At 73.0% G+C, this 22,126-nt stretch carries 17 protein-coding genes and 2 pseudogenes; 12 read left to right on the forward strand and 7 right to left on the reverse strand.

Going from position 1 to position 22,126, the window contains the following annotated elements; all coding sequences use genetic code 11:
* Positions 1-483, forward strand: a pseudogene (locus UWG_RS30455) (FAD-binding protein); the annotation flags it as partial.
* Positions 484-512: 29 nt separating this feature from the next.
* Here the strand turns inward: UWG_RS30455 and UWG_RS0118725 are convergent.
* Complete coding sequence (locus UWG_RS0118725) at positions 513-1,448, reverse strand: DMT family transporter (RefSeq protein WP_016908742.1); 936 nt, start codon at positions 1,446-1,448, stop codon at positions 513-515.
* A 74-nt stretch (positions 1,449-1,522) separates the two neighbouring features.
* Here UWG_RS0118725 and UWG_RS0118730 point away from each other — a divergent pair, with 74 nt between their 5' ends.
* Both UWG_RS0118730 and pepN (UWG_RS0118735) read left to right on the forward strand, forming a co-directional pair.
* Entirely contained in the window at positions 1,523-2,413 is an 891-nt protein-coding gene (locus tag UWG_RS0118730; protein WP_016908743.1) for a LysR family transcriptional regulator, read from the forward strand.
* Positions 2,414-2,522: 109 nt separating this feature from the next.
* Positions 2,523-5,138, forward strand: coding sequence for an aminopeptidase N (gene pepN / locus UWG_RS0118735; RefSeq protein ID WP_016908744.1), 2,616 nt, complete (start codon positions 2,523-2,525; stop codon positions 5,136-5,138).
* A gap of 297 nt (positions 5,139-5,435) precedes the next feature.
* Here the strand turns inward: pepN (UWG_RS0118735) and snpA are convergent, their stop codons facing one another.
* A complete protein-coding gene (gene snpA / locus UWG_RS0118740) occupies positions 5,436-6,107 on the reverse strand; it encodes a snapalysin (protein ID WP_016908745.1) in 672 nt (223 codons plus the stop codon).
* Positions 6,108-6,336: 229 nt separating this feature from the next.
* Between snpA and UWG_RS0118745 the strand changes: the two genes are divergently transcribed.
* From UWG_RS0118745 to UWG_RS0118755, 3 genes are all read left to right on the forward strand, one after another.
* Positions 6,337-7,317: a LysR family transcriptional regulator gene (locus tag UWG_RS0118745; RefSeq protein WP_016908746.1), complete on the forward strand. Its 981-nt coding sequence runs from the start codon at positions 6,337-6,339 to the stop codon at positions 7,315-7,317.
* A gap of 196 nt (positions 7,318-7,513) precedes the next feature.
* Complete coding sequence (locus tag UWG_RS0118750; RefSeq protein ID WP_016908747.1) at positions 7,514-8,707, forward strand: NAD(P)/FAD-dependent oxidoreductase; 1,194 nt, start codon at positions 7,514-7,516, stop codon at positions 8,705-8,707.
* A gap of 111 nt (positions 8,708-8,818) precedes the next feature.
* Positions 8,819-9,715 (forward strand): RNA polymerase sigma-70 factor, encoded by an 897-nt coding sequence (locus UWG_RS0118755; RefSeq protein WP_016908748.1) that lies wholly within the window; start codon positions 8,819-8,821, stop codon positions 9,713-9,715.
* A 57-nt stretch (positions 9,716-9,772) separates the two neighbouring features.
* Here UWG_RS0118755 and pepN (UWG_RS0118760) read toward each other — a convergent pair whose 3' ends face one another.
* Positions 9,773-12,451 (reverse strand): aminopeptidase N, encoded by a 2,679-nt coding sequence (gene pepN / locus UWG_RS0118760; RefSeq protein WP_016908749.1) that lies wholly within the window; start codon positions 12,449-12,451, stop codon positions 9,773-9,775.
* A gap of 247 nt (positions 12,452-12,698) precedes the next feature.
* On the opposite strand from pepN (UWG_RS0118760), the gene UWG_RS0118765 reads away from it, so the two are divergent.
* A complete protein-coding gene (locus UWG_RS0118765; protein ID WP_016908750.1) occupies positions 12,699-13,328 on the forward strand; it encodes a DsbA family protein in 630 nt (209 codons plus the stop codon).
* Between the two features lie 116 nt (positions 13,329-13,444).
* On the opposite strand, the gene UWG_RS0118770 is transcribed toward UWG_RS0118765, so the two are convergent.
* The gene (locus UWG_RS0118770) at positions 13,445-14,086 is read right to left on the reverse strand and encodes a superoxide dismutase (RefSeq protein WP_016908751.1); all 642 of its coding nucleotides are present in this window, start codon (positions 14,084-14,086) and stop codon (positions 13,445-13,447) included.
* A 133-nt stretch (positions 14,087-14,219) separates the two neighbouring features.
* On the reverse strand, positions 14,220-15,671 hold the full coding sequence (locus tag UWG_RS0118775; RefSeq protein WP_420235637.1) for an amino acid permease: 1,452 nt from the start codon (positions 15,669-15,671) through the stop codon (positions 14,220-14,222).
* Between the two features lie 283 nt (positions 15,672-15,954).
* On the opposite strand from UWG_RS0118775, the gene UWG_RS0118780 reads away from it, so the two are divergent.
* The 3 genes from UWG_RS0118780 to UWG_RS0118790 all read left to right on the forward strand — a co-directional run bounded on the left by UWG_RS0118780 (position 15,955) and on the right by UWG_RS0118790 (position 18,015).
* Complete coding sequence (locus UWG_RS0118780; RefSeq protein ID WP_016908753.1) at positions 15,955-16,557, forward strand: biotin transporter BioY; 603 nt, start codon at positions 15,955-15,957, stop codon at positions 16,555-16,557.
* A 93-nt stretch (positions 16,558-16,650) separates the two neighbouring features.
* Positions 16,651-17,136, forward strand: coding sequence for a ribose-5-phosphate isomerase (locus tag UWG_RS0118785; protein WP_016908754.1), 486 nt, complete (start codon positions 16,651-16,653; stop codon positions 17,134-17,136).
* 30 nt (positions 17,137-17,166) lie between these two features.
* Positions 17,167-18,015, forward strand: coding sequence for an Fpg/Nei family DNA glycosylase (locus tag UWG_RS0118790; RefSeq protein ID WP_016908755.1), 849 nt, complete (start codon positions 17,167-17,169; stop codon positions 18,013-18,015).
* An 81-nt stretch (positions 18,016-18,096) separates the two neighbouring features.
* Here the strand turns inward: UWG_RS0118790 and UWG_RS34280 are convergent.
* Both UWG_RS34280 and UWG_RS33275 read right to left on the reverse strand, forming a co-directional pair.
* Positions 18,097-18,579, reverse strand: a pseudogene (locus UWG_RS34280) (sterol carrier protein domain-containing protein); the annotation flags it as partial.
* Positions 18,519-19,100 carry a GNAT family N-acetyltransferase gene (locus UWG_RS33275; protein WP_078495681.1) on the reverse strand — a complete coding sequence of 194 codons (582 nt, stop codon included), beginning with the start codon at positions 19,098-19,100 and terminating at the stop codon, positions 18,519-18,521. The gene UWG_RS33275 and the pseudogene UWG_RS34280, both read right to left, overlap by 61 nt.
* Positions 19,101-19,222: 122 nt before the next feature.
* Here UWG_RS33275 and UWG_RS0118800 point away from each other — a divergent pair, with 122 nt between their 5' ends.
* Together UWG_RS0118800 and mgtE are read left to right on the forward strand one after the other, a co-directional pair.
* Positions 19,223-20,380: a PP2C family protein-serine/threonine phosphatase gene (locus UWG_RS0118800; RefSeq protein ID WP_016908756.1), complete on the forward strand. Its 1,158-nt coding sequence runs from the start codon at positions 19,223-19,225 to the stop codon at positions 20,378-20,380.
* 328 nt (positions 20,381-20,708) lie between these two features.
* Positions 20,709-22,064 carry a magnesium transporter gene (mgtE, locus tag UWG_RS0118805; RefSeq protein ID WP_016908757.1) on the forward strand — a complete coding sequence of 452 codons (1,356 nt, stop codon included), beginning with the start codon at positions 20,709-20,711 and terminating at the stop codon, positions 22,062-22,064.
* Positions 22,065-22,126 lie beyond the last annotated feature (62 nt).

The raw sequence follows: 22,126 nt of genomic DNA on the forward strand, positions 1-22,126 counted from the left end.
CTCCCGTACGCGCAGGCGCACACCGTCCACCGCGACCCGGAGGAGCCGCACGCCTACGACGGGGACAGCGCCCTGCTCGACGGGCTCGACGCCACGGAGCTCACCGCCGTCGCCGACCTCGCGGGCCCGGCGTCGCCCGTGCCGTGCATCCTGCAACTCCACCACCTCCAGGGTGCGTTGGCCCGTGAACCGGAGGTGCCCGGTGCGGTCGCCCACCGCGAGGCGCGGTTCCTGCTGCGCGTGCTCTCGCCGCTGCCGGCGGGCGAGCCGGAGACGTGCGGCGCCGACGTGTCCGCCGACTCGGCGACGGCCGCCGCGCGCAGGCGGCACCGGCTCGTCCTCGACGAGGTCGCGCACCGGACGCTCGGCCGCAGCCCCGCCTTCGTCTTCGGGCCGCACTCCGAGGACCCGCGGCGCCCCTTCCATCCGCCGGCCGTGGCCGAGCGGTTGGCCCGGGTGCGTGCGACGGAGGGCGCCGACTGAGGTTACCCGCGCCCGACGGGCCCTTCCCGTCAGCCGGTCGGGGACGCCTGCCGTTCCGCTCGGCTCGCGTACCAGACGCCGAGGAGCACCAGCGCGCTCCCCGCCCACTGCGTCCAGGTGGGCCGCTCGTCGAGGAAGAGGCCGAAGACGATCGCGGCGACCGGCTGGAGGACGAGGAGCGCGGAGCCCGTGGCCGCCGAGAGGCGGGGCAGAGCCTGGCCGATGAGCATCCAGGCGAGCACCTGGCCGAGCAGCGCGGCCCCTGCCAGCCAGCCCACCGGGCCCCAGCCGGGGGCCGGGTCGATCCCCGTCCACGCCGCGCCGAGGACGGCGGAGGTGAGCAGCGCACCCGTCGTCGAGGTGCAGACGGGGTGCACGGCGTGCGGGGTGCGGCCGCCTGCGAGCCGGGTGAGGAAGAGGTAACCGGCGAAGGCGCACCCGGCGAGGGTTCCGTAGACGGCGCCGCGGACCGGGTCGCTCCCCGGCTCGGAGCTGCCGAGCGCGCCGCCGGCGAGTGCCACGCCGAAGAGCAGCACGGGGACGGCGCGCCAGTACCGGACGCTCGGTCTCGTACGGGTGAACACCAAGGCCAGCAGCGGGAACACGACGACCTGCATGTTGAGGAGCACGCTCGTGATGGAGGCACCGACCCGGGATATCGCCTCGCCCCAGAGGACGAAGTCGATTCCGAGCAGCCCGCCGGCCGCGAGGTCGAGGAGCCGCAGCCGGCGCGGGCGCGGACCGTGGCGGCGGCGCTCCAGCAGCGTCAGCGGTACGAGGACGAGCAGCGCGAGAGCACAGCGCAGCACGGCCGCGGTGCCGCCGTCGACCCCGGAGAGCTTGACGAAGCCCGCGGGCGCCGCGATGCAGAGCGAGCCGGCGACGGCGAGGGGCATGGGGCCGCGCCGGGCGAGGAACCCGGGTCGGGGGTGGGTCGCGTCGCCGTCGCGCTCGTCAACTGCCATGGCCTTCACTCTGCACGGGGTCAACCGAAAGCAACAGCGATGATTTCTGCGGGGAATTGGTTAGCATCGCTCAGGTGTACGGAACCGAGAGACTGCGGGCGCTCGACGCCGTCGCCACCCACGGCACGCTCGCGCTGGCCGCGCGGATACTCCACGTCACGCCCTCCGGCGTCTCCCAGCAACTCGCCAGGCTGGAGCGGGAGTCGGGCCGCAAGCTGCTGGAGCCCGCGGGGCGCGGGGTGCGGCTCACCCAGGCGGGGCGCGTCCTCGCAGTGCACGCGCGGCGCGTCGTCGCGCAGCTCGCCGCCGCCGAGTCCGACCTCGCCGACCTCGAAGGCGAGGTCGTCGGCCCGCTGCGGATCGGCGGCATCGGCAGCTCGCTGCGCACCCTGCTGCCCGACGTCCTCTCGGTGCTCACCGAACGCCACCCGCGGCTCGCGCCCTCGGTCGTCGACGGCGAGGCCGCCGACCTCGTCCCCATGGTCCTCGGCGGCGAACTCGACCTGCTCCTCGCCGAGAGCTGGACGAGCCGCCCGATGCCGCTGCCCGAGGGCCTGGCGCTGCGGCGGATCGCCGTCGAGCGGGTGGACGTCGCGCTCTCGACCGCGCACCCGTGCGCGGGGCGCGACGTCGTCGACCTCGCCGAGCTCGACGACGAGGTCTGGGCGAGCTGTCCGCCGGGGAGTGATCCGTACGAGTCGCTCGTCCAGGCGTTGCGCGGCCGCGGGATCGAGCCGCGGGTGCCGTACCGGCTGGGGGAGTTCGGCACCCAGCTCGCGTTCGTCGCCAACGGGCTCGCGGTGGCGCTCGTGCCGGAGATAGGGCAGCGGCCCTCGCCCGCGGGTGTGAGTTTCGTCCCGGTCCGTCCGGAGCTGCGGCGCGAGATGCTGGCGGTCTGGCATGCGCAGACGGAGACGCCCTCGATCAGGGCGTGCGTCGACGGGCTTGCGGGGCGGGCGAGTTGAGACGGGCGGCCCCGGACGTCGCGACGCGGGGCTCGGAGCCCGTCTGCGCCGTGCAAGTATGACGTCGAGGACGTACGAAGCCCGTGACCGCGAAAGTGGGGAAACACAAGTGCCAGGCACCAATCTGACGCGCGACGAGGCCCGGCAGCGGGCGGAGCTGCTCGCCGTGGACTCCTACGACATCGAGCTGGACCTGAGCACCGCGCCCGCGGGCGGCACCTTCCGCTCGGTCACCACCGTGACCTTCGACGCGGCGCGGTCCGGGTCCACCTTCGTCGACCTCGTCGCCCCCGCCGTCCTCCAGGTCACCCTCAACGGTGAGGAGCGCGACCCCGCAGAGGTCTTCGCCGACTCCCGGATCGCGCTCGACGGGCTCCTCGCCGGACGCAACGAGCTCCGCGTCGTCGCCGACTGCGCCTACACCAACACCGGCGAGGGGCTCCACCGGTTCGTCGACCCGGTGGACGACCAGGTGTACCTCTACACACAGTTCGAGGTGCCCGACGCGCGCCGGGTCTTCGCGAGCTTCGAGCAGCCCGACCTCAAGGCGAGCTTCCGGTTCACCGTCACGGCGCCCGAGGGCTGGACCGTCGTCTCCAACTCGCCGACGCCCCGCCCGGAGCGGAACGTCTGGAGCTTCGAGCCGACCGAGCGGATCTCCACCTACGTCACCGCGCTCATCGCCGGCCCCTACCACGCAGTCCACAGCAGCTGGGAGGCGCCAGACGGCCGCGTCGTCCCGCTCGGCCTCTACTGCCGTCCCTCGCTCGCCGAGTTCCTCGACGCCGACGCGCTCTTCGAGACCACGCGGCTCGGATTCGACTGGTTCCACGAGAAGTTCGCCTACCCGTACCCGTTCGCCAAGTACGACCAGCTCTTCGTCCCCGAGTTCAACGCGGGCGCGATGGAGAACGCGGGCGCCGTCACCATCAGGGACCAGTACGTCTTCCGGTCGAAGACGACCGACGCCGCGTACGAGGGCAGGGCCGAGACGATCCTCCACGAGCTCGCCCACATGTGGTTCGGCGACCTCGTCACCATGGAGTGGTGGAACGACCTGTGGCTCAACGAGTCGTTCGCCACCTACACCTCGATGGCCTGCCTCGCGCACGCCCCCGGCAGCCGCTGGCCGAGCGCCTGGACGAGCTTCGCCAACCAGATGAAGACCTGGGCGTACCGCCAGGACCAACTGCCGTCCACCCACCCGATCATGGCGGACATCGGCGACCTCGACGACGTCCTCGTCAACTTCGACGGCATCACCTACGCCAAGGGCGCCTCCGTCCTCAAGCAGCTCGTCGCCTACGTCGGCATGGACGAGTTCTTCCGCGGCGTGCAGGCGTACTTCCGCCGCCACGAGTGGGGCAACACCCGCCTCGGCGACCTCCTCGGCGCACTGGAGGAGTCCTCGGGACGGGACCTCGCCTCCTGGTCGAAGGCGTGGCTCCAGACGGCGGGGATCAACGTCCTGCGCCCCGAGATCACCACCGCCGACGACGGCACCGTCACCTCCTTCGCCGTCCGCCAGGAGGCGCCCGCGCTCCCGGCGGGGGCGCGCGGCGAGCCGACGCTCCGCCCGCACCGCATCGCGATCGGCGAATACACCCTGCGCAACGGCGCGTTGGTACGCACGGGCCGTACCGAGCTCGACGTCGACGGGCCGCTCACCGAGGTACCGGAGCTCGTCGGACGGCAGCGCGCCGACGTCGTCCTCCTCAACGACGACGACCTCACCTACGCCAAGGTGCGCCTCGACGACCTCTCCCTCGCGACGGTCACCGAGCACCTCGGCGACTTCAGCGCCGAGGAGGCGGGCGACGGCACCCCGCCCGCCAACCCCTCGCTCACCCGCGGCCTGTGCTGGGCGACCGCCTGGGACATGACGAGGGACGCCGAACTCCCCGCGCGCGACTACCTCGCGCTCGTCCTCAGCGGCATCGGCAAGGAGAGCGACATCGGCGTCGTCCAGTCGCTCCAACGCCAGGTGAAGCTCGCGCTCGACCAGTACGCGGACCCCGAGTGGCGGGCGACGGGCCTCGCGCGGTGGACGGAGGCGGCGCTGGCGGAGCTGCGGGCCGCCGAGCCGGGCAGCGACCACCAGCTCGCATGGGCGCGCGCCTTCGCCGCGACGGCACGCACCCCTGACCAACTCGACCTCCTCGCAAGGCTGCTGGACGGGAGCGAGACGATCCCCGGCCTCGTCGTCGACACCGAGCTGCGGTGGGCGTTCCTCACCCGGCTCGCCGCCACCGGCCGTGCCGACGAGCCGGAGATCGCCGCCGAGCTGGCGCGCGACGCCACGTCGGCGGGCGAGCGGTACGCAGCCTCGGCGCGCGCCGCCCGGCCGACGCCGGAGGCGAAGGCCGAGGCGTGGGAGGCGACCGTGGACAGCGACGAGCTGCCCAACGCCGTGCAGGAGGCGGTGATCGGCGGCTTCCTCCAGGTCGACCAGCGCGAGCTGCTCGCGCCTTACGCGGAGCGGTACTTCGACGTCGTCGCCGACGTCTGGGAGAAGCGCAGCCACGAGATGGCGCAGCAGGTCGCCCTCGGCTACTACCCGGCGCTCCAGGTCTCGCAGGCCACGCTCGACGCGACGGACGCCTGGCTCGCCCGCGCCGAGCCGAACGCCGCGCTGCGGCGGCTCGTCACGGAGTCGCGGGCCGGCGTGGAGCGCGCCCTGAGGGCGCAGCGGGCCGACGCGGAAGCGGGGGCGCGGCAGGGCTGACCCGCGCCCCGGGCGCACGAAGACCCCGGACGGGCGAGCCGTCCGGGGCCGCGCCGGAGGAGGCGGGACGCCGGTGGGGGGTGTGCGGGCGCGTTGTGGGGACGCGCCCGCCTCCGGCCGTGCGGCCGGACGGCGCCGCCGCGGGGCGGCTCCCCGCGGTGCGACCGCACCGTGTGCGGTCCCCGTGCCGGGTCCCGTGAGAACGAACGGGACGGGACCCGGAGCCCGGCCGAGGAGCGTCGGCCGGGAGCCCTTCCCGAAAGGGCCGAGGCCCGCGTGCGGGCCGTGCTCTCCGGCTCAGAAGGCCGCGGCCTCGAAGAGCGCGCTGGTCACTCCGTTCGCCCAGAGCTGCTCGACCTGGGAGCGCTCGGCGGAGTTCGGCTGGTCGTTGGTGCAGGAGGGACCGGGACCGCCGCCCGACATCAACTCCTCGCAGGGGCCGGAGTAGTTGTCGGGGAGCCCCAGCACGTGGCCGGTCTCGTGCGCCACGACGCGGTTGGAGGAGTACTCCTCGTTCTGCGCGTAGTCGAGGAAGATGTACCCGCCGCCGTGGCCGTCGGTGTAGGCGTACGAGCCGCGCGAGTCGTTGCCCTCCCGGTAGTCGAAGCTGGCGTTGCTGCCCTCCTGCAACTGCACGTTGCTGACCGCGGAGTTCCACACCGCCGCGCTGTTGGCTATCTCGCTGCTGAAGGTGGGCGCCGCGCTCGCGTCGTAGACGACGGTCACCTGCTTGGCGCTCGGGTCGGCCGCCTGCTTCTGCAGGGCGTCCTTGACGACGGCCTTGAAGAACTCCTCGTTGGCCTTGTTCTGTTCGCCGGTGTAGCCCTGCACCGAGGCGGTGTCGCCGCTGGAGGCGGGGGCCGGTGCCGGTGCGGCCGAGGCAGGCACGGCGCCGAGGCCGAGCCCGGCGGCGAGGCCGACGCCGAGAGCGGCCGACAGCGCGGTGCGCCGGAAGCTGTGCTGGGACATGTGGGGGGTCTCCTTCTCGTCCGAACTCGCTCGATGGGCCGCGGCCGACTTCTGTCGGGGTGGGGAGACAGCCGCGGCCGGACCGGATATGGACTCCTGCCGAGAGAGAGTCTGCGATGCACGCTCTCGCGGCGGATGATGGCAACTGGCGATAGCCTTGCCCAATCACCTGATACCCACGGGACGTTCGGGCTCAACGCCTTCTGGTGCGCGACTTGCGGTCGCCGTTATGCTCCGGGCCGTGGAGCTCGAAGTGAGACACCTTCGTGCGCTGTTGGCGATAGCCGACACCGGCAGTGTGCACAAGGCCGCCCGCCAACTGGGCATGAGCCAGCCTTCGCTCACCACCCAACTCCGCCGCATCGAGCAGGCGGTCGGCGGCCAGCTCTTCTCCCGTGAGCGCACCGGGAGCCGTCCGACGACGCTGGGCAGGTCCGTGCTGATCAGGGCGCGGCCGCTCGTCGCCGAGATGAGCGCGCTCGTCGAGGAGGCGCGGGACGCGGCGGGCCGCCAGGGCGGCAGGCGGTTGCGGATCGGCAGCAACAACAGCCGTGCCGTGCCGGGTTGGCTGCGGCGCCTCCATGCGCGCCTTCCGGAGACCGACATCACGTTCCAGTCCGACGTCTCGGCCAACGCGCTCCTGCGGATGGTCGCCGCCAACCAGCTCGACGCGGCCTACGTCCACGAGGTCGAGGGGGCTCCGCTCACCTATCCGCGCGGCGTCGAGGTGCGCGAACTCATCCGCCGCGAACCGCAGTTCATGGCGATCCCGTCGAGCCACCCGCGGGCGGCCGCACCGCGCGTGCGCCTCGCCGACTTCGCGGACGCGCAGTGGATGGTCGACCCGTCGGTCGACGGCGACTGGGACGGCCTCCACCGCGTCCTCGCCGCCGAGGGCCTCGCCCCGCGCGTCGTCTGCGGCGACTACCTCACCGCCGCCGACCTCGTCACCGCAGGCGTCGTCGTGATGCCCTGCCAGCCGACGGCCCGGCCGCGCGCCGGCATGGTGATCAAACCGCTCGACGGCGACCCGCTCGGCGTCCGCCTCCTCCTCGCCTGCCGCACGGGCAACGCGGCGGAGCCGTCGACGGAGGCGCTCCTCGCCGACCTGAAGTCCGCCTACGAGGAGATCGCCTGGGGAAGCGAGGCGTACCGCCGCTGGCTCCGCGAGAACGGCAGCTCCCCGACGCGGGAGCCGGCGGCGGCGTGAACGCGCCTGCGTAGCGCGCCGGTCGACGGTCGGGGCGTGCGGCTGGCGTCGGGTGCCGGCGGTCGAGGGGTGCCACTGGGCCGACGGGGCACGCCCCGGAGCGTCAGCCCGCGCGAGTGACCTGCCTCACAAGCCGTCACACTCGTCGGCCGCGCGGTGTCCTGTGCCCGAACCCCTTGAAGGCAGAGGAGACACCATGACCGAGAAGACCGAGGCGGTCGTCGTCGGCGGCGGCTACGCGGGCGTGATGGCGGCGAACCGGCTGACCCGCCGCGACGACGTGACCGTGACCCTGATCAACCCGCGCCCGACCTTCGTCCACCGGGTCCGCCTGCACCAACTGGTGGGCGGGTCCGACGAAGCGGTCGTCGACTACCGGGAGATCCTGGGCGAGCGCGTCCGGCTGCTGGTCGACGCCGTGGCACGGATCGACGTGACGGAGCGGGGCGTGACGTTGGCGTCGGGGACCACGGTCGGCTACGACTACCTGGTCTACGCGGTGGGCAGCGGCAGTGCTGCGCCGAGTGTGCCGGGAGTGGCCGAACACGCCTATCCGATCGCCACATTGGAGGAAGCGCAGCGGCTGCGGCCGGTCCTCGCGGACACGCCCGCGGCGGCTGCGGTGACGGTGGTCGGCGCAGGCCCCACCGGCATCGAGATCGCCGCCGAGTTGGCGGAGGCCGGCCGTACCGTGACGTTGGTCTGCGGCGGCGTGCTCGGTCCGTACCTGCATCCCCGGGGTCGACGCGCGGTCGCCGGGCGGCTGGCCCGGCTCGGCGCGACCGTCCTCGACGGTCCCGGCGCTTCGGTGACGGCCGTCGCACCGGACGCCGTGCACCTCGCCGACGGCCGTGCGTTGCCGAGCGCGGTGACGGTATGGACCGTCGGCTTCGGCGTCCCCGACCTCGCCGTGCGCAGCGGGCTGAGCGTCGACGACCTGGGGCGCCTGCGTACGGACGAGACCCTGACCAGCGTGGACGACGACCGTATCGTCGCGGCAGGCGACTCGGCTGCGCCCTCGGACCAGCCGCTGCGGATGAGCTGCCAGGCTGCGATGCCACTCGGCGCGCGGGCCGCCGACACTGTGCTCAGCCGCCTTGCGGGCGAGCAACCCGGGGTGCTCCGCCGGACGTTCGCCGCGCAGTGCCTCAGCCTGGGCCGGGGCGCCGGCGTCCTCCAGTTCGCCAACAGGTCGGACGTCGCGGTGCCGTTGCATGTCGGCGACCGTCTGGGGGCCCGGCTCAAGGAGTCCGTCTGCAAGGGCATCCCGAAGCTCCTGGCGGACGAGGCGCACAAACCCGGCTCGTTCCGCCTGCACCGCATGGCAGGCGGAGCCGCCAGGCGCCGGCACCTGGCGCAGGCGGCGCGCAGCGAGGCGCCGACCACCTGAACGGGCAGCCCGGCCGGTCGGTCGGCGGCCCGGGCCCTCGCGCCGGTCGCGGGGGCCCACGTCCGAAATCCGCCTGTACGAAGGCCGATCGGTAAGGAGAGGGACCGCACGATGAGCGAGCACACCACCGACCCGGCGACCGAGAGGTTCGTCGCCCACCGCAACCTGCTCTTCACCGTCGCCTACGAGATGCTCGGCTCGGCCGCCGATGCGGAGGACGTCCTCCAGGAGACCTGGCTCCGGTGGGTCGAGGTCGACCTGGGGCGGGTGAGCGACGCGCGCGCGTACCTCGTCAGGATCACGACCCGCCAGGCGCTCAACCGGCTGCGCACCACCAACCGCCGCAAGGAGACGTACGTCGGCCAGTGGCTGCCCGAACCGCTGCTCACCACGCCGGACGTGGCCGAGGACGTCGAACTCGCCGAGAGCGTGTCGATGGCGCTCATGGTGGTACTGGAGACGCTTTCGCCGACGGAGCGGGCCGTCTTCGTCCTGCGCGAGGTCTTCGACGTCGCCCACGGCGAGATCGCAGCCGCCGTCGGCAAGAGCCCCGCGGCCGTCCGTCAGATCGCCCAGCGCGCCCGCCGGCACGTCGAAGCGCGCCGCCCCCGCAAGCCGGTCTCGTCGAGCGAGGCCCGGGCGGTCGCCGAATCCTTCCGGCGCGCGATCGAGTCGCGGAATCCGCAGGACTTCCTCGACGTACTCGCCCCCGAGGTCGTCCTGCTCGGCGACGGCGGCGGCACCAAGGCGGCGCCGCCGCAGCCGATCGTCGGCGCGGAGAAGGTGACCCGCCTCTACCTCCGCGGCTCCGAGCGGGTCGACGCCACGCTCACGTGCGAGTCCACCGTGGCGAACGGCAGCCCGGCGCTCGCCGTGCGCGTCGACGGCGCGCTCGACGGTGTCATGTCCCTCACCGTGGAGAACGCCCGCATCACCGGCATCTACTACGTCCGCACCCCCGAGAAGCTGACTCGCGCCGAAGTCGAGACCCCGCTCACCCTGCGCTGAGCAGGCGGAGCGCGGGAGCAACCGGCCCCGTCGGTACGCCGGCCGCCCCCGCCTTCCTCACTCCGGCTCGCCCGCCTCCGCGTCCGTCTCCTGGGCCCGCAGCGAGCGCGCGAGGTCGTCGCGGCCCTCCAGGACGAGGCGGCGCAGCGCGGGCGCCGCGTCCTCGTGCGCCGTCAGCCATGCGTCGGCGGTGGCGAGCGTGGCCGGCTCCGTCTGGTACGTCGGGAAGAGCCCGCGCACCACGGACATGGCGCTCTCGATCGAGCGCTCGGCCCAGACGCGCTGCAGCACCTCGAAGTAGGGCCGGACGTACGGGGCGGTCAACTTCCGCTGGCCCGCCTGCTGGAAGCCCGCGAGCGTCGCCTCCACGAAGGCGTTGGAGAGGGTGTCGGTCTCGACGACCCGGCTCCAGGCGTCGGCCTTCACCTCGGCCGAGGGCCGCGCCGCCAGGCACCGCACCTGGTGGCGCTTGCCCGAAGCGGTGTCGTCGCGGGCGAGTTCGCGCTCCAGCTCGGCCGCGTCGGCCTCACCCGCGGCGGCGAGCGAGCCCAGCAGCGTCCACCGCATCTCCTGGTCGACGTCGAGTCCGTCGATGCCGCCGCGCCCGTCGAGCAGTCCGCGCAGCACCCGCAGGTCGCGCTCGGCGGTCGCGAGCGAGGCGAAGCACCGTGCCCAGGCGAGCTGGTGGCCGCTGCCGGGCGGGGCGAGGCGCAACTGCGAGACGGCGCCCTCGGCGAGCCGCCGCGCCGTCTCCTCGCGGAAGGCGGGCGCGGTGTAGAGCTCGACGGCGGTGCGCGCCTGGGACTGGAGCCTCTGGAGCATCCCGACGTCGCTCTCCTCGCCGGCGAACCTCAGCACCATGCCGACGAAGTCGCGCGCCGGGACCAGCCCGTCCCTCGTGAGGTTCCACAGCGCGGACCAGCAGAGCGCCCGGGACATCGAGGGATTGTACGAGGCGGGCCCGGGCGTCGCGCCGGGGACGGCGGCGGGGCCCGCGAGGTCGCCGAGGTGGTCGCGGAGGGTCTGCAGGGAGACCTCGTCGAATCTGACCTTGGCGTAGGTGAGGTCCTCGTCGTTGACGAGGACGAGGTCCGGCCGCTCGGCGCCGACGAGTTGGGGGACCGGCGTGTGCGGCCCCGCCACGTCGAGCTCGGCGCGCGCGTACCGCTCCAGCGTCCCCTCGGCGGCGTCCCTGCGGTAGAGCCCGACGGCGACGCGGTGCGGGCGCAGCACGCCCTCCTGCCCAGTGCCGGGGAGCGGCGCCGCCTCCTGGAGGATGCCGAGTTCGGTGAGGCGGCCGTGCGCGTCGTAGGTCAACTGCGGGGTGAGGACGTTGACTCCGGCCGTCTGGAGCCAGGCGCGCGACCACTCCGTCATGTCGCGGCCCGAGGTCTCCGCGAGGACCGAGAGGAGGTCGTCGAGGCGGGTGTTGCCCCACGCGTGCCGCTTGAAGTAGCGGCGCGCGCCCTCCAGGAAGGCGTCCCTTCCGACGTAGGCGACGAGCTGCTTGAGGACGGAGGCGCCCTTGGCGTAGGTGATCCCGTCGAAGTTGAGCTTGGCGTCCTGGAGGTCGCGGATGTCGGCGGTGATCGGGTGCGTGGAGGGGAGCTGATCCGCGCGGTGGGCCCAGGACTTGCGGCCGTTGGCGAAGGTGATCCAGGCGTCGGTGAAGCGGGTCGCCTCCACCAGTGCGAGCGCGCCCATGAAGTCGGCGAAGGACTCCTTCAGCCACAGGTCGTCCCACCACTCCATGGTGACGAGGTCGCCGAACCACATGTGGGCCATCTCGTGGAGGATCGTGTTGGCGCGGCCCTCGTAGGAGGCCGCGGTGACCTTCCCGCGGAAGACGTACTCCTCGCGGAAGGTGACGCAGCCGGGGTTCTCCATCGCGCCGAGGTTGTACTCGGGGACGAACGCCTGGTCGTACTTGCCGAACGGGTACGGGTAGTCGAAGTGTTCGTGGAAGAAGTCGAGGCCCTGCTTGGTGACGGTGAAGATGTCGTCGGGGTCGAAGTACGGTGCGAGGCCCTTGCGGCAGAGCGCGCCGAGCGGGATCTCCAGGGTGCGCCCGCCGTCGAGGGTGCGCCGGTAGACGTCGGAGACGTAGTGGTAAGGGCCGGCGACGACGGTCGTGATGTAGGTGGAGATCGGCTGTGTCCGTGCGAACCGCCAGACCGCGGAGGCGCCGTCGTCGAGGGGGCGCGATTCGCCCTGCTGGGCGCCGTTGCTCAGCACCGTCCAGCCGACGGGTGCCGTGACGGTGAAGTCGTAGGGGGCCTTGAGGTCGGGCTGCTCGAAGTTGGCGAAGACGCGGCGCGCGTCGGAGGGTTCGTACTGGGTGTAGAGGTAGGTCTCGCCGTCCTCGGGGTCGACGAAGTGGTGCATGCCCTCGCCGGTGCGGCTGAAGGCGCACTGCGCGTCGACGGTGAGTTCGTTGGTGCCGCAGCGCAGCCCCGTGAGGGTGATGCGGCTGCCGTCGAAGATCCGGTCGACGGGTTGGGACTCGCCGTTGAGCCGCACCGAGTGGACGTGCGGGGCGAGCAGGTCGGCGAAGGTCTCGGCGCCCTCGTGCGCGCAGTCGAACCTGATCGTCGTCGTGGAGCGGAACGTCCGGGGGCCTTCGGCCGGCGGCGGGGAGAGGGCGGGACGCAGGTCGAGGGAGATCTGGTACTCGCGCACGTCGAGCAACCCGGCCCGCTCGCGGGCCTCCTCGCGCGTCAGGTTCTCTCCGGGCACGGCACGGCTCCTCATCTCGCGCGCACGCCCGGCCGCTGTGGTGGTCGGCGGCGCGCGTCTCGCTGGGTGGACGACCGGATCAGGATCGCACGCGGTCACACGCCCGGAACCGGCAGCCGCGGCGCAGCGGGGGAATGCCTCCGCCGCGCCGCCGGTTGTCCCTCGCGACGCATACCCTTGCCTCCGGCGGCCCGGCTCCCCGCGCCGCCGACCGCCACCGCACTGAGACGGCCGCAAAGGAGAATCCGTGTCGGAGAAGACACCCGTCGACTTCTGGTTCGACCCGCTCTGCCCCTGGGCCTGGATGACGTCCCGCTGGATGCTGGAGGTCGAGAAGGTACGCGACGTGCAGGTGCGCTGGCACGTGATGAGCCTCTCCGTGCTCAACGAGCCCCGGCTCGACGAACTCCCGGAGCACTACCGCGAGTTGATGGCATCCGGCTGGGCCCCCGTACGGGTCTGCATCGCGGCCGAGGAGAAGTTCGGGAGCGAGGTGCTCGGCCCGCTCTACACGGCGCTCGGCGTCCGCTTCCACAACCGCGCGGAGGGAAGGGGCCGCGAGGTGATCGAGGCGGCGCTCCGCGAGGCAGGGCTCCCCGCCGACCTCGCGGACGCGGCCGACACCGACGCCTACGACGAGCGGCTCCGCGCCTCGCACAAGGCCGGCATCGACCTCGTCGGCCAGGAAGTCGGCACCCCGGTGATCGCGGTGCCGGGTGCCGCGGGCGAGCAGGTCGCCTTCTTCGGCCCCGTCGTCACGCCTGCCCCGAAGGGCGAGGCCGCGGCGAAGCTGTGGGACGGGACGCTCCTCGTCGCTTCCACGCCCGGCTTCTTCGAGCTCAAGCGCACCCGCGATGTCGAGCCGATCTTCGACTGACGCCTCCGCAGCAGGCGGCGGAGGCGGGTCCGGATCTGCCGGGGCCCGCCCCCGCCTGTACCTGTCCGCGCGAAGGGTGAGAAGACGATCACGAGGACAGGGTCCGTGGCGCCAGGTCAGGGCGCCAGGATCAGCGAGCCGGCGCGCTCCTTCGCCGCGCGGTAACGCTCGGCGACGTCCTGCCAGTTGACGACGCGCCACATCGCCTCGACGAAGTCCACCTTCTGGTTCCGGTACTGGAGGTAGAAGGCGTGCTCCCAGGCGTCGAAGACGAGGATCGGCACCGAGCCCTGGCCCACGTTGCCCTGGTGGTCGTAGACCTGCTCGACGATGAGCCGGCCGGTGACGGGCTCGTAGGCGAGGACGCCCCATCCCGAACCCTGCGTGGTCGCCGCCGCCTTGGTGAGCTGCGCCTTGAACTTGGCGAAGCTGCCGAAGGACTCGGCGACGGCGTCGGCGAGCTCCCCCGTCCCGTCCTTCTCCAGCGGTTCGCCGCCGCCGTCTCCCGTCATGTTCTGCCAGTAGATCGAGTGCAGGATGTGGCCCGAGAGGTGGAAGGCCAGGTTCTTCTCCAGGCCGTTGATCGCGGCCCACTGGTCCTTGTCACGGGCTTCGGCGAGCTGCTCCAGGGCGTCGTTGGCGCCCTTGACGTAGGTGGCGTGGTGCTTGTCGTGGTGGAGCTCGATGATCTCGCCTGTGATCACGGGCTCCAGCGCCGAGTAGTCGTAGGGGAGTTCAGGAAGCGTGTAGACAGACATGTGCGCGCCCTCCGCTCTTGCACATTACTTGCAAAAAGAAGGTAGCAGCAAGAACGAAGAACGGAGCGGAGCGCCCCTCGCTCGGGGCGCTCCGCTCCGTCGGCGCGTGCGCTGCTGCCGGTGGACCGGCCGGTCACTCCTGCCGGGCGTCCTCCACCGGGGTGCGTCGCCGTCCGGCGAGGAACTGCCGTACGAGGCCGCCGCAGGCGAGGGCGACCGTCAGCCCTGCGGTGAAGGCGAGTTGAGTCCGCGTCTCGTCCTCGCGGAGCATCAGGAGCAGCACGGCGACGATCCCCAGCAGCGCCACCACGGTGAGGCCGGGGAAGAGCCACATCCGCACCACCAGCTTCTCCGGCGCCGTGCGCTCCAGCCGGTGGCGGGTGATGAGCTGCGAGACGGCGATGAACCCCCAGACGACGAGCGTCGCCGCGCCGACCATGTTCAGCAGCCAGCGGAAGACCGTGTCCGGCCACCAGAAGTTGAAGAGGACGGCGACGAACCCGAAGAGCGACGAGCCCACCACCGCGTACCGCGGAACCCCCTGCCGGCTGAGGCGGTTGAGGAACCGCGGCCCCTCGCCCCGCTCCACGAGCGAGTAGGACATCCGCGAGGCGCCGTAGATGTTGGCGTTCATCGCGGAGAGCAGCGCGATCAACACGACCACGTTCATCACCTCGGCTGCCGCCGGCACCCCGAGGTGCCCGAGGACCGCCGCGTACGGGCCGCCGAGCACCCCGCGGTCGTGCCAGGGGATGAGCGTGACGATCACCAGCATCGAGCCGACGTAGAAGACCGCGATCCGCCACACCGCGGTGCGCACCGCCTTCGCGACGCCCGAGACCGGCCTCTCCGACTCGGCCGCCGCGATCGTCACCGTCTCCAGGCCGCCGTACGCGAAGACGGAAGCGAGCAGCCCGACGATCAAGCCGTCCGTGCCCATGGGGAAGAAGCCGCCCTGCCCGAAGAGGTTGTCGCCGCCCGGGGATTCGGTCCCCGGCAGTACCCCGAGGACGGCGAGCACGCCGAGGACGAGGAACCCGGAGATCGCGAAGACCTTCAGCGCGGCGAACCAGAACTCGTACTCGCCGAAGTTCCGCACCGCTGTGAGGTTGCTCCCGCAGAAGAGAAGCATGAAGAGCGCGACCCACATCCAGGGCTCGGTGCCCGGCAGCCACCTCACGACGATCGCGGCGGCCGCCGTCGCCTCGGTCGCGATCGCGACGCACAGCAGCGTCCAGTAGATCCAGCCGGCGGTGAACCCGGCCCACGGACCGAGCGAGCGCTCGGCGTGCACGGAGAAGGACCCGGATGCCGGGTTCGCGGCCGACATCTCGCCGAGCATCCGCATCACCAGCATCACCAGCAACCCGGAGCCCGCGTAGGCGAGGACGATCGAGGGCCCGGCGGCGGCGATGCCCGCGCCGGACCCGACGAAGAGACCGGCGCCGATGACACCGCCGAGGGCGATCATCGACAGGTGGCGCTGCTTGAGGCCGTGCGAGAGCGACTGCTGCGCGGTGCTCGGATGTGAGGGGGCCGCGGGCTCCGCGCCCTGGGGTGCCGACATGTGTGGGGGGCCGTTCATGAGTGCGGGTGGTTCCGGGACCGGCGCCCGAGGGGGCGACGACGCCGTGGGCAGTGTGGTTGCACCGCTGTCGGCCGGTCCAGTAACCGAGTACACCATCCCGGCATCCGGACGCATTCGGCAGAGCGTGACGCATGGGCAGCAGAGCGTGTCAATACGGGTGTTGGACCGTGTCGGTGTCATCAACGTCACGGAACGTACGGGCGCGAGGTCCGCTAGCGTCGACGGGTCCCCCGTGTTCCGGACGTGCGGAGCACCCACGACGACAGACTCGGAGACGCCGATGAGTGCCCTCACCCCAGTCGCCGCGACGCGCCCCGGTGCCGTCCTCGCCGACCTCGTTCCCGCCTCGACCGCGGCCCGCGCCCGCGTCCGCGACGTCGCGCTCGTCCTCGGCGGGGCCGCGCTGACCGGCGCCGCCGCGCAACTCGTCATGCCCGTACCGGGATCGCCCGTGCCGGTGACCGGGCAGACCTTCGCGGCGCTCCTCGTCGGCGCGGGGCTCGGCGCGCACCGGGGCCTGCTCGCGCTGCTCGTCTACACGCTCGCCGGAGCGGCCGGGGTGCCGTGGCTCCAGGGCGGCACCTCCGGCGCCGGGGGCGCCACCTTCGGCTACCTCTTCGGGATGATGCTCGCCGCCGTCGTCGTCGGCTCGCTCGCCCGTCGCGGCGGCGACCGCAGCGTCCTGCGCACCGCAGGCACCATGGCCGCGGGCAACCTCGCGATCTACGCGATCGGCGTCCCCTACCTCGCCTTCGCCACCGACATCTCGCTCGTCGAGGCGCTCGCCGTCGGCTTCGTCCCGTTCATCGTCGGCGACGCACTGAAGATGGCCCTGGCGATGGGCGCGCTCCCCACCGCGTGGAAGCTCGCCGGCCGCCGCTGACCGGCGTTCCTCTCGCGCGGCCCCGCCCTCCCACCTGCCGGGAGGGCGGGGCCGCGCTCTTCCCGCCGGAGGCATGCGCCTAGACTCCACGCCATGCGCGTGTACCTCGGCTCCGACCATGCCGGCTACGAACTCAAGAACGCCCTCGCCGACTGGCTGAAGTCCGAGGGCCACGAGCCCGTCGACTGCGGCCCCCACCTCTACGACGCCGAGGACGACTACCCGCCCTTCTGCCTCCGCGCCGCCGAGCGCACCGCCGCGGACGCCGAGGCGCTCGGCGTCGTCGTCGGCGGCTCGGGCAACGGCGAGCAGATCGCCGCCAACAAGGTCAAGGGCGTGCGCTGTGCGCTCGCCTGGAGCGCGGAGACGGCCTCCCTCGCCCGTGAGCACAACGACGCCAACATGCTCGGCATCGGCGCCCGGATGCACACGACCGACGAGGCGATCGACTTCGTCCGCACCTTCCTCACCATCCCGTTCTCCGACGGCGAGCGCCACCTCCGCCGCATCGGCATGCTCTCCGCCTATGAGCACGACGGCGAACTCCCCCCGGTCCCGGCCCACCACCCGCAGGACTGACGCGGGAGCACGCGGAGAGCGAGGGGCGCGTTGCCCGAAGGCCACACCATCCACCGGCTCGCGGGGGAGTGCCGCGACCGGTTCGGCGGGCGCCCGGTGCGCGCCGACAGCCCGCAGGGGAAGTTCTCCGACGGCGCCGCCCTCGTCGACGGCGCCGTGCTCACCGAGGCGACGGCCCACGGCAAGCACCTCTTCCTCGGCTTCTCCCGCGCCGAGACCGTCCACATCCACCTGGGGCTCTACGGCACCTTCAGGTTCGGCACCGGCCCCCTTCCCCCGCCCGTCGGGCAGATACGGCTCCGCCTCGTCGGCCCGCAGCGGGAGGGCGCGGAGCAACCGGAGGTCGAGTACGGGGAGTTGCGCGGGCCCACCCGCTGCGAGCTGCTCACGCCCGAGGAGGCGGAGGCGGTCCGCGCACGGCTCGGCCCCGACCCGCTCCGCGACGACGCCGCACCCGAGGCCGCCTGGCGGCGCGTCTCGCGCAGCCGCACCACCGTCGCCGCGCTGCTCATGGAACAGTCGACGGTGGCAGGCGTCGGCAACGTCTACCGCGCCGAGGTCCTCTTCCGCCACGGCATCGACCCCTACCTCCCCGGACGAGCCCTGACGCGCGAGGAGTTCGACGCCGTCTGGGCCGACCTCGCCGCGCTGATGCGGGACGGCGTGCGCAGCGGCCGGATCGACACCGTGCGCCCCGAGCACACGCCGGAGGCGATGGGCCGCCCGCCGCGTGTCGACGACCACGGCGGGGAGGTCTACGTCTACCGCAGGGCCGGGCAGCCGTGCCTGCTCTGCGGCACCGAGGTGCGCACCGCGCGACTCGCCGCGCGGAACCTCTTCTGGTGCCCGCGCTGCCAACCGGCCTCGCAGCGCGGGTAGTCGGGCGCCTCGGAACCCGTGCGGCACCCAGGGCGCCGGCTCCGTGCGGAACGCCGCCGAGGCGACGCGGAGCGCGCCGGGACGGATCTCCCCGACCCGCCCCGCCCGCTCCAGCGAGAGCAGCGAGGTGCCGCCCAGATACGCAGCCCCCAACTCCCTGGCGGCGAGCGAGAGTTCGGCCGCTTTCCGGGTCGGCTCGCAGGTGGCGCCCGACTCGTCGCCACTGAGCCGCCAACGCCCCGGGTTCCACGGGCAGAAGGCGTCCTCGACCTCCAGCACGACGTCCACCCCCTGCGCGTAGGCACGGGAGGCGAGCGCGCGGCCCAGCTCGACGGGGCGGCAGCACAGGTCGCCGCGCAGGGCGGGGGAGCAGCGGCGGAGGTCGTCGGCCATCTCCAGGAGCGGGTCGTCGACGGGCAGGCTGCCCGTCCGCACCGTCGGCATCAGGTCGAGGTCGAGGAGGTACTGCCGCAGGGCGCCGGCCGAGCCGGGGTCGAGCGCCGTCAAGTCCCGCACGACGACGGTGCCCCGGTGGACGCCGCGCTCGTCGGCGCCCCGCTTGGGGGCGTAGCCCGTGGTGCGGCCCTCGGCGAGGACGCATGCGGGCGCCGTCGCGCCGTGGCGCCGCTCCGCCGTGCCGAGGAGGCGACGTTCTCCCAGCCGGGGAGCCGCTCCAGCATCCCCGCGCGGCGCGGCACGCAGGCGGCGTAGACCTCCTCGCACTCCTCGCGTACGAGGGCCGGCTCGTCGACGAGACGCAGCCGCACCTTCTCGGCGGACGGGGGGAGTTGCAGCCGTACCCCGCCCGCATCGAGCCGTGCGTCCACCTTGCGCGACGCCGTGCCGTACCCGAACCGGCCGTAGATCGCGGGCTCCGTGGCGGTGAGCACGGCGAGCGGTTCCTCGCCCGCCTCGTGGAGGTCGTCCAACTGCCGCCGCATCAGGGAGCGGAGGACGCCCCGCCTGCGGTGCGTGGGCGCGGTGTAGACCGAGGTGACGCCTGCGGCGCGGACCCGGCTGCTTGAAGAGCTTCCGGCTCGTGCGTCATGTCCCCCTGCATACCAGGCAGTTCGCGGTGCGACCAATGAGTTCCGGGCGCCGCGCAGCGGCCTGCACGTGCCGATGCACGGCCTGCTGACCCGAGTTGGCCGGCAGCGGCGCGCCGGGAATCGACGCGCCGCCGAACGGGTGGATAGGGTCCCGGAACATGGCGGCAGGCCGCGCGGGCATCAACCCTCCGACGGCCCGGGCGAACAGGGCGCGCAAGGCCCTGCACCGGGCCCGCATCGGCCTGCGCCGCTCCGCCGTCGACTACTTCCGCGGCGGCGGCTCCGACTGGCTGCCGCTCGTCGCCCTGCTCTCGACCGTGCCCGCGCTCGCCGTCGGCACGCTCCTCGTCCCCGTCTGGTTCGCGCCCGAGGCGCTCGTACTCCCCATCATCGCGGGCGGGTTGCTGCTGCGGCCCGCCTCGCTGCTCCTGCTCTACGCGGGTTCGGCGACCGCGATGATCGTCGAGTCGGCGACGCTCGGCCCGTACGAGAGCGGCGCGGGCAGAGTCACGCCGGGCACCGTGCTCGTCGTGGCCATCGCCGGTCTCTCCGGGCTCATCGTCGCGCAGTTCCGGAGCCGCGTCGGGGTGCCCTGGCGGCGCGGCGGCACGATGCTCTTCGACCTGCGCGAGCGGCTCAGGGTGCAGAGCAAGTTGCCGAAGCTGCCCGCCGGTTGGCACCGCGAGATGGCGCTGCGGCCCGCGGGCGGGCAGTCGTTCTCCGGCGACTTCGTCGTCGCCGCCCGCACCGGACGCCGCAACCGCACGCTCGAGGTCGTCCTCACCGACGTCTCGGGCAAGGGGATGGACGCCGCCTCGCGTGCGCTCCTCCTCTCCGGCGCCTTCGGCGGCCTCCTCGGCTCCCTCCCGCCGCACGCCTTCCTGCCGGCGGCCAACGCCTACCTCCTCCGTCAGGACTGGCAGGAGGGGTTCGCCACCTCCGTCCACCTCGTCCTCGACCTCGACAGCGGCGACTACGAACTCTTCTCGGCAGGACACGTCCCCGCGCTCCAGCTCCACGCCGGCTCGGGGAAGTGGGAGGAGCAGGCAGCGCAGGGACCGCTCCTCGGCGTCTACGGCGGCGCACACTTCGACCCGATCAAGGGGCGGCTGCGCGCGGGGGACGTCCTGATGCTCTTCACCGACGGCCTCGTCGAAGCGCCCGAGCGAGAACTCGACGACGGCCTCGACCGCCTCATGGGCGAGGCCGACCGCTACGTCGCCTCCAGCTTCCACGGCGCCGCCTGGCACCTCATCGAGACCGTCGCCCGGGACGTCAACGACGACCGCGCGCTCCTGCTGCTCTGCCGCGACTGAGCCGTCGCCGCAGGCGAGCGGTGCCCGCAGCGGTGCCGGCCGCCCGGGGCGCGTATCCTGGGCTGCGGCCCGGTGCGGCCCAAGGGCGCTACGCGAAGCGGCTTCCGCGCGGAACGCGCCGTCCCGAACGGTCCTGTCAGGTGAGGAGGTGGTCACGCCATGCGCGGTGAGCCTCCCAGTCGACCACCCGGCACCGCCGTCGCGAGCCCCGTCGTCCCGTAAGCCTTCCGGCCGTACTCAGTGCGCCGCGCGCGGGGCAGGGTGTGCGCGACGCAGTGCGGTGTCCGCGCGCCAGCTTTCTCACCACCGGACCGAGGTCAGCCCTGCCATGACGCACTCCCAGCTGCCCGATGAACTCCCCACCGACCTCCAGGACGCCCTGGAGAACCACGACCTGCGCGGCGCCCAGTACTGGCTCGACGACCGCCCCCCGCACCTCATCGCCGACGAGCTCGCGCGGATGGACGACGTCGACGCCGTCGTCGCCTTCCGCCTCCTCGACAAGGACAAGGCCGTCTCCGTCTTCGAGGAGCTGGAGCCCGTCGACCAGCAGGCCATCCTCATGGGGCTCCGCGACACCGCCTTCCGCGACGTCGTCGACGGAATGGACCCGGACGACCGGGTCCGCATGCTCCGCGAAGCCCCGGCGAAGGTCGTCCAACGCGTACTCGCCGGACTGAGCCCGCGCGACCGCCGGGTCACGGCCGCGCTCCTCGGCTACCCCGAGGGCTCGGTCGGCCGGTACATGACGCCGCAGACCGTCGCGCTCAACCAGCACCTCACCGTCGGCCAGGCGCTGGAGCGCGTCCGGTCGCGCGGCGGCGAGGCCGAGACCGTCTACACACTGCCGGTCGTCGACTCGGGCAGGCGGCTCACCGGCGTCGTCGAACTCCGCGAACTGGTGCTCACCTCGCCGGAGCGGGAGGTCGCCGACCTCGTGCGCACCGAGGCTCCCCGCGCGTACGCCACCGACCCGGCCGAGGACGCGGCCCGCCTGATGCGCGAGACCAACGTCCTCGACCTCCCCGTCGTCGACAGCGAGGACCGTCTCGTCGGCCTCCTCACCATCGACGACGCCGTCGAGGTGATCGAGGCGGCGGACACCGAGGACGTCGCCCGGCAGTCCGGCTCGGCGCCGTGGTCGGGCCACTACATGGCGGCGTCGGTCTGGCAGCTCGCGCGGTACCGCGTGGTGTGGCTGCTGCTCCTGCTCGTCGCCGCGACGTTCACCGTCGGGGTGACGCAGATCTTCGAGGGGACGCTCGAGCAGGTCACCCAGCTCGCGATGTTCATCCCGCTGCTCATCGGGACCGGCGGGAACGCGGGCGCGCAGGCGGCGACGACCGCGGTCCGGGCGCTCGCGGTCGGCGAGGTGCGCGGCAGCGACCTCTTCGCGGTGATCTGGCGGGAGTGCCGGGTCGGGCTGCTCCTCGGGCTGCTCCTCGCGGTGCTGGCGCTCGGCCTGGGCGCCCTCTTCGTCGGGCCGCGGATCGCCTCCGTCGTGGCGCTCGCGCTGGTGATCATCTGCGCCTGGGCGGCGACGGTCGGCGGCACGATGCCGCTGCTCGCCAAGCGCCTGCGGATCGACCCCGCGGTCGTCTCGGCCCCGATGGTCACCACGCTCGTCGACGCCACGGGGCTGGTGATCTACTTCCTCACCGCGCGCGTGGTCCTCGGCATCTGACGCCGGGCACGACGCGTGAGGGGCCCGCCGATCCCGGCGGGCCCCTCACGTCCGTTCTTACG

Origin of the sequence: Streptomyces xiaopingdaonensis, assembly GCF_000262345.1 — a bacterium.
GTDB lineage: Bacteria > Actinomycetota > Actinomycetes > Streptomycetales > Streptomycetaceae > Streptomyces > Streptomyces xiaopingdaonensis.

What these genes read in the sequence shown, in the direction of transcription:
- UWG_RS0118750 (WP_016908747.1), top strand. Translation starts at nt 7,514, where the DNA reads ATGACCGAGAAGACCGAGGCGGTCGTCGTCGGCGGCGGCTACGCGGGC.
- UWG_RS0118780 (WP_016908753.1), top strand. Translation starts at nt 15,955, where the DNA reads ATGAGTGCCCTCACCCCAGTCGCCGCGACGCGCCCCGGTGCCGTCCTC.
- UWG_RS0118745 (WP_016908746.1), top strand. Translation starts at nt 6,337, where the DNA reads ATGCTCCGGGCCGTGGAGCTCGAAGTGAGACACCTTCGTGCGCTGTTG.
- UWG_RS0118775 (WP_420235637.1), bottom strand. Translation starts at nt 15,671, where the DNA reads ATGAACGGCCCCCCACACATGTCGGCACCCCAGGGCGCGGAGCCCGCG.
- mgtE (WP_016908757.1), top strand. Translation starts at nt 20,709, where the DNA reads ATGACGCACTCCCAGCTGCCCGATGAACTCCCCACCGACCTCCAGGAC.
- UWG_RS0118770 (WP_016908751.1), bottom strand. Translation starts at nt 14,086, where the DNA reads ATGTCTGTCTACACGCTTCCTGAACTCCCCTACGACTACTCGGCGCTG.
- UWG_RS0118785 (WP_016908754.1), top strand. Translation starts at nt 16,651, where the DNA reads ATGCGCGTGTACCTCGGCTCCGACCATGCCGGCTACGAACTCAAGAAC.
- UWG_RS0118800 (WP_016908756.1), top strand. Translation starts at nt 19,223, where the DNA reads ATGGCGGCAGGCCGCGCGGGCATCAACCCTCCGACGGCCCGGGCGAAC.
- UWG_RS0118755 (WP_016908748.1), top strand. Translation starts at nt 8,819, where the DNA reads ATGAGCGAGCACACCACCGACCCGGCGACCGAGAGGTTCGTCGCCCAC.
- snpA (WP_016908745.1), bottom strand. Translation starts at nt 6,107, where the DNA reads ATGTCCCAGCACAGCTTCCGGCGCACCGCGCTGTCGGCCGCTCTCGGC.
- UWG_RS0118725 (WP_016908742.1), bottom strand. Translation starts at nt 1,448, where the DNA reads ATGGCAGTTGACGAGCGCGACGGCGACGCGACCCACCCCCGACCCGGG.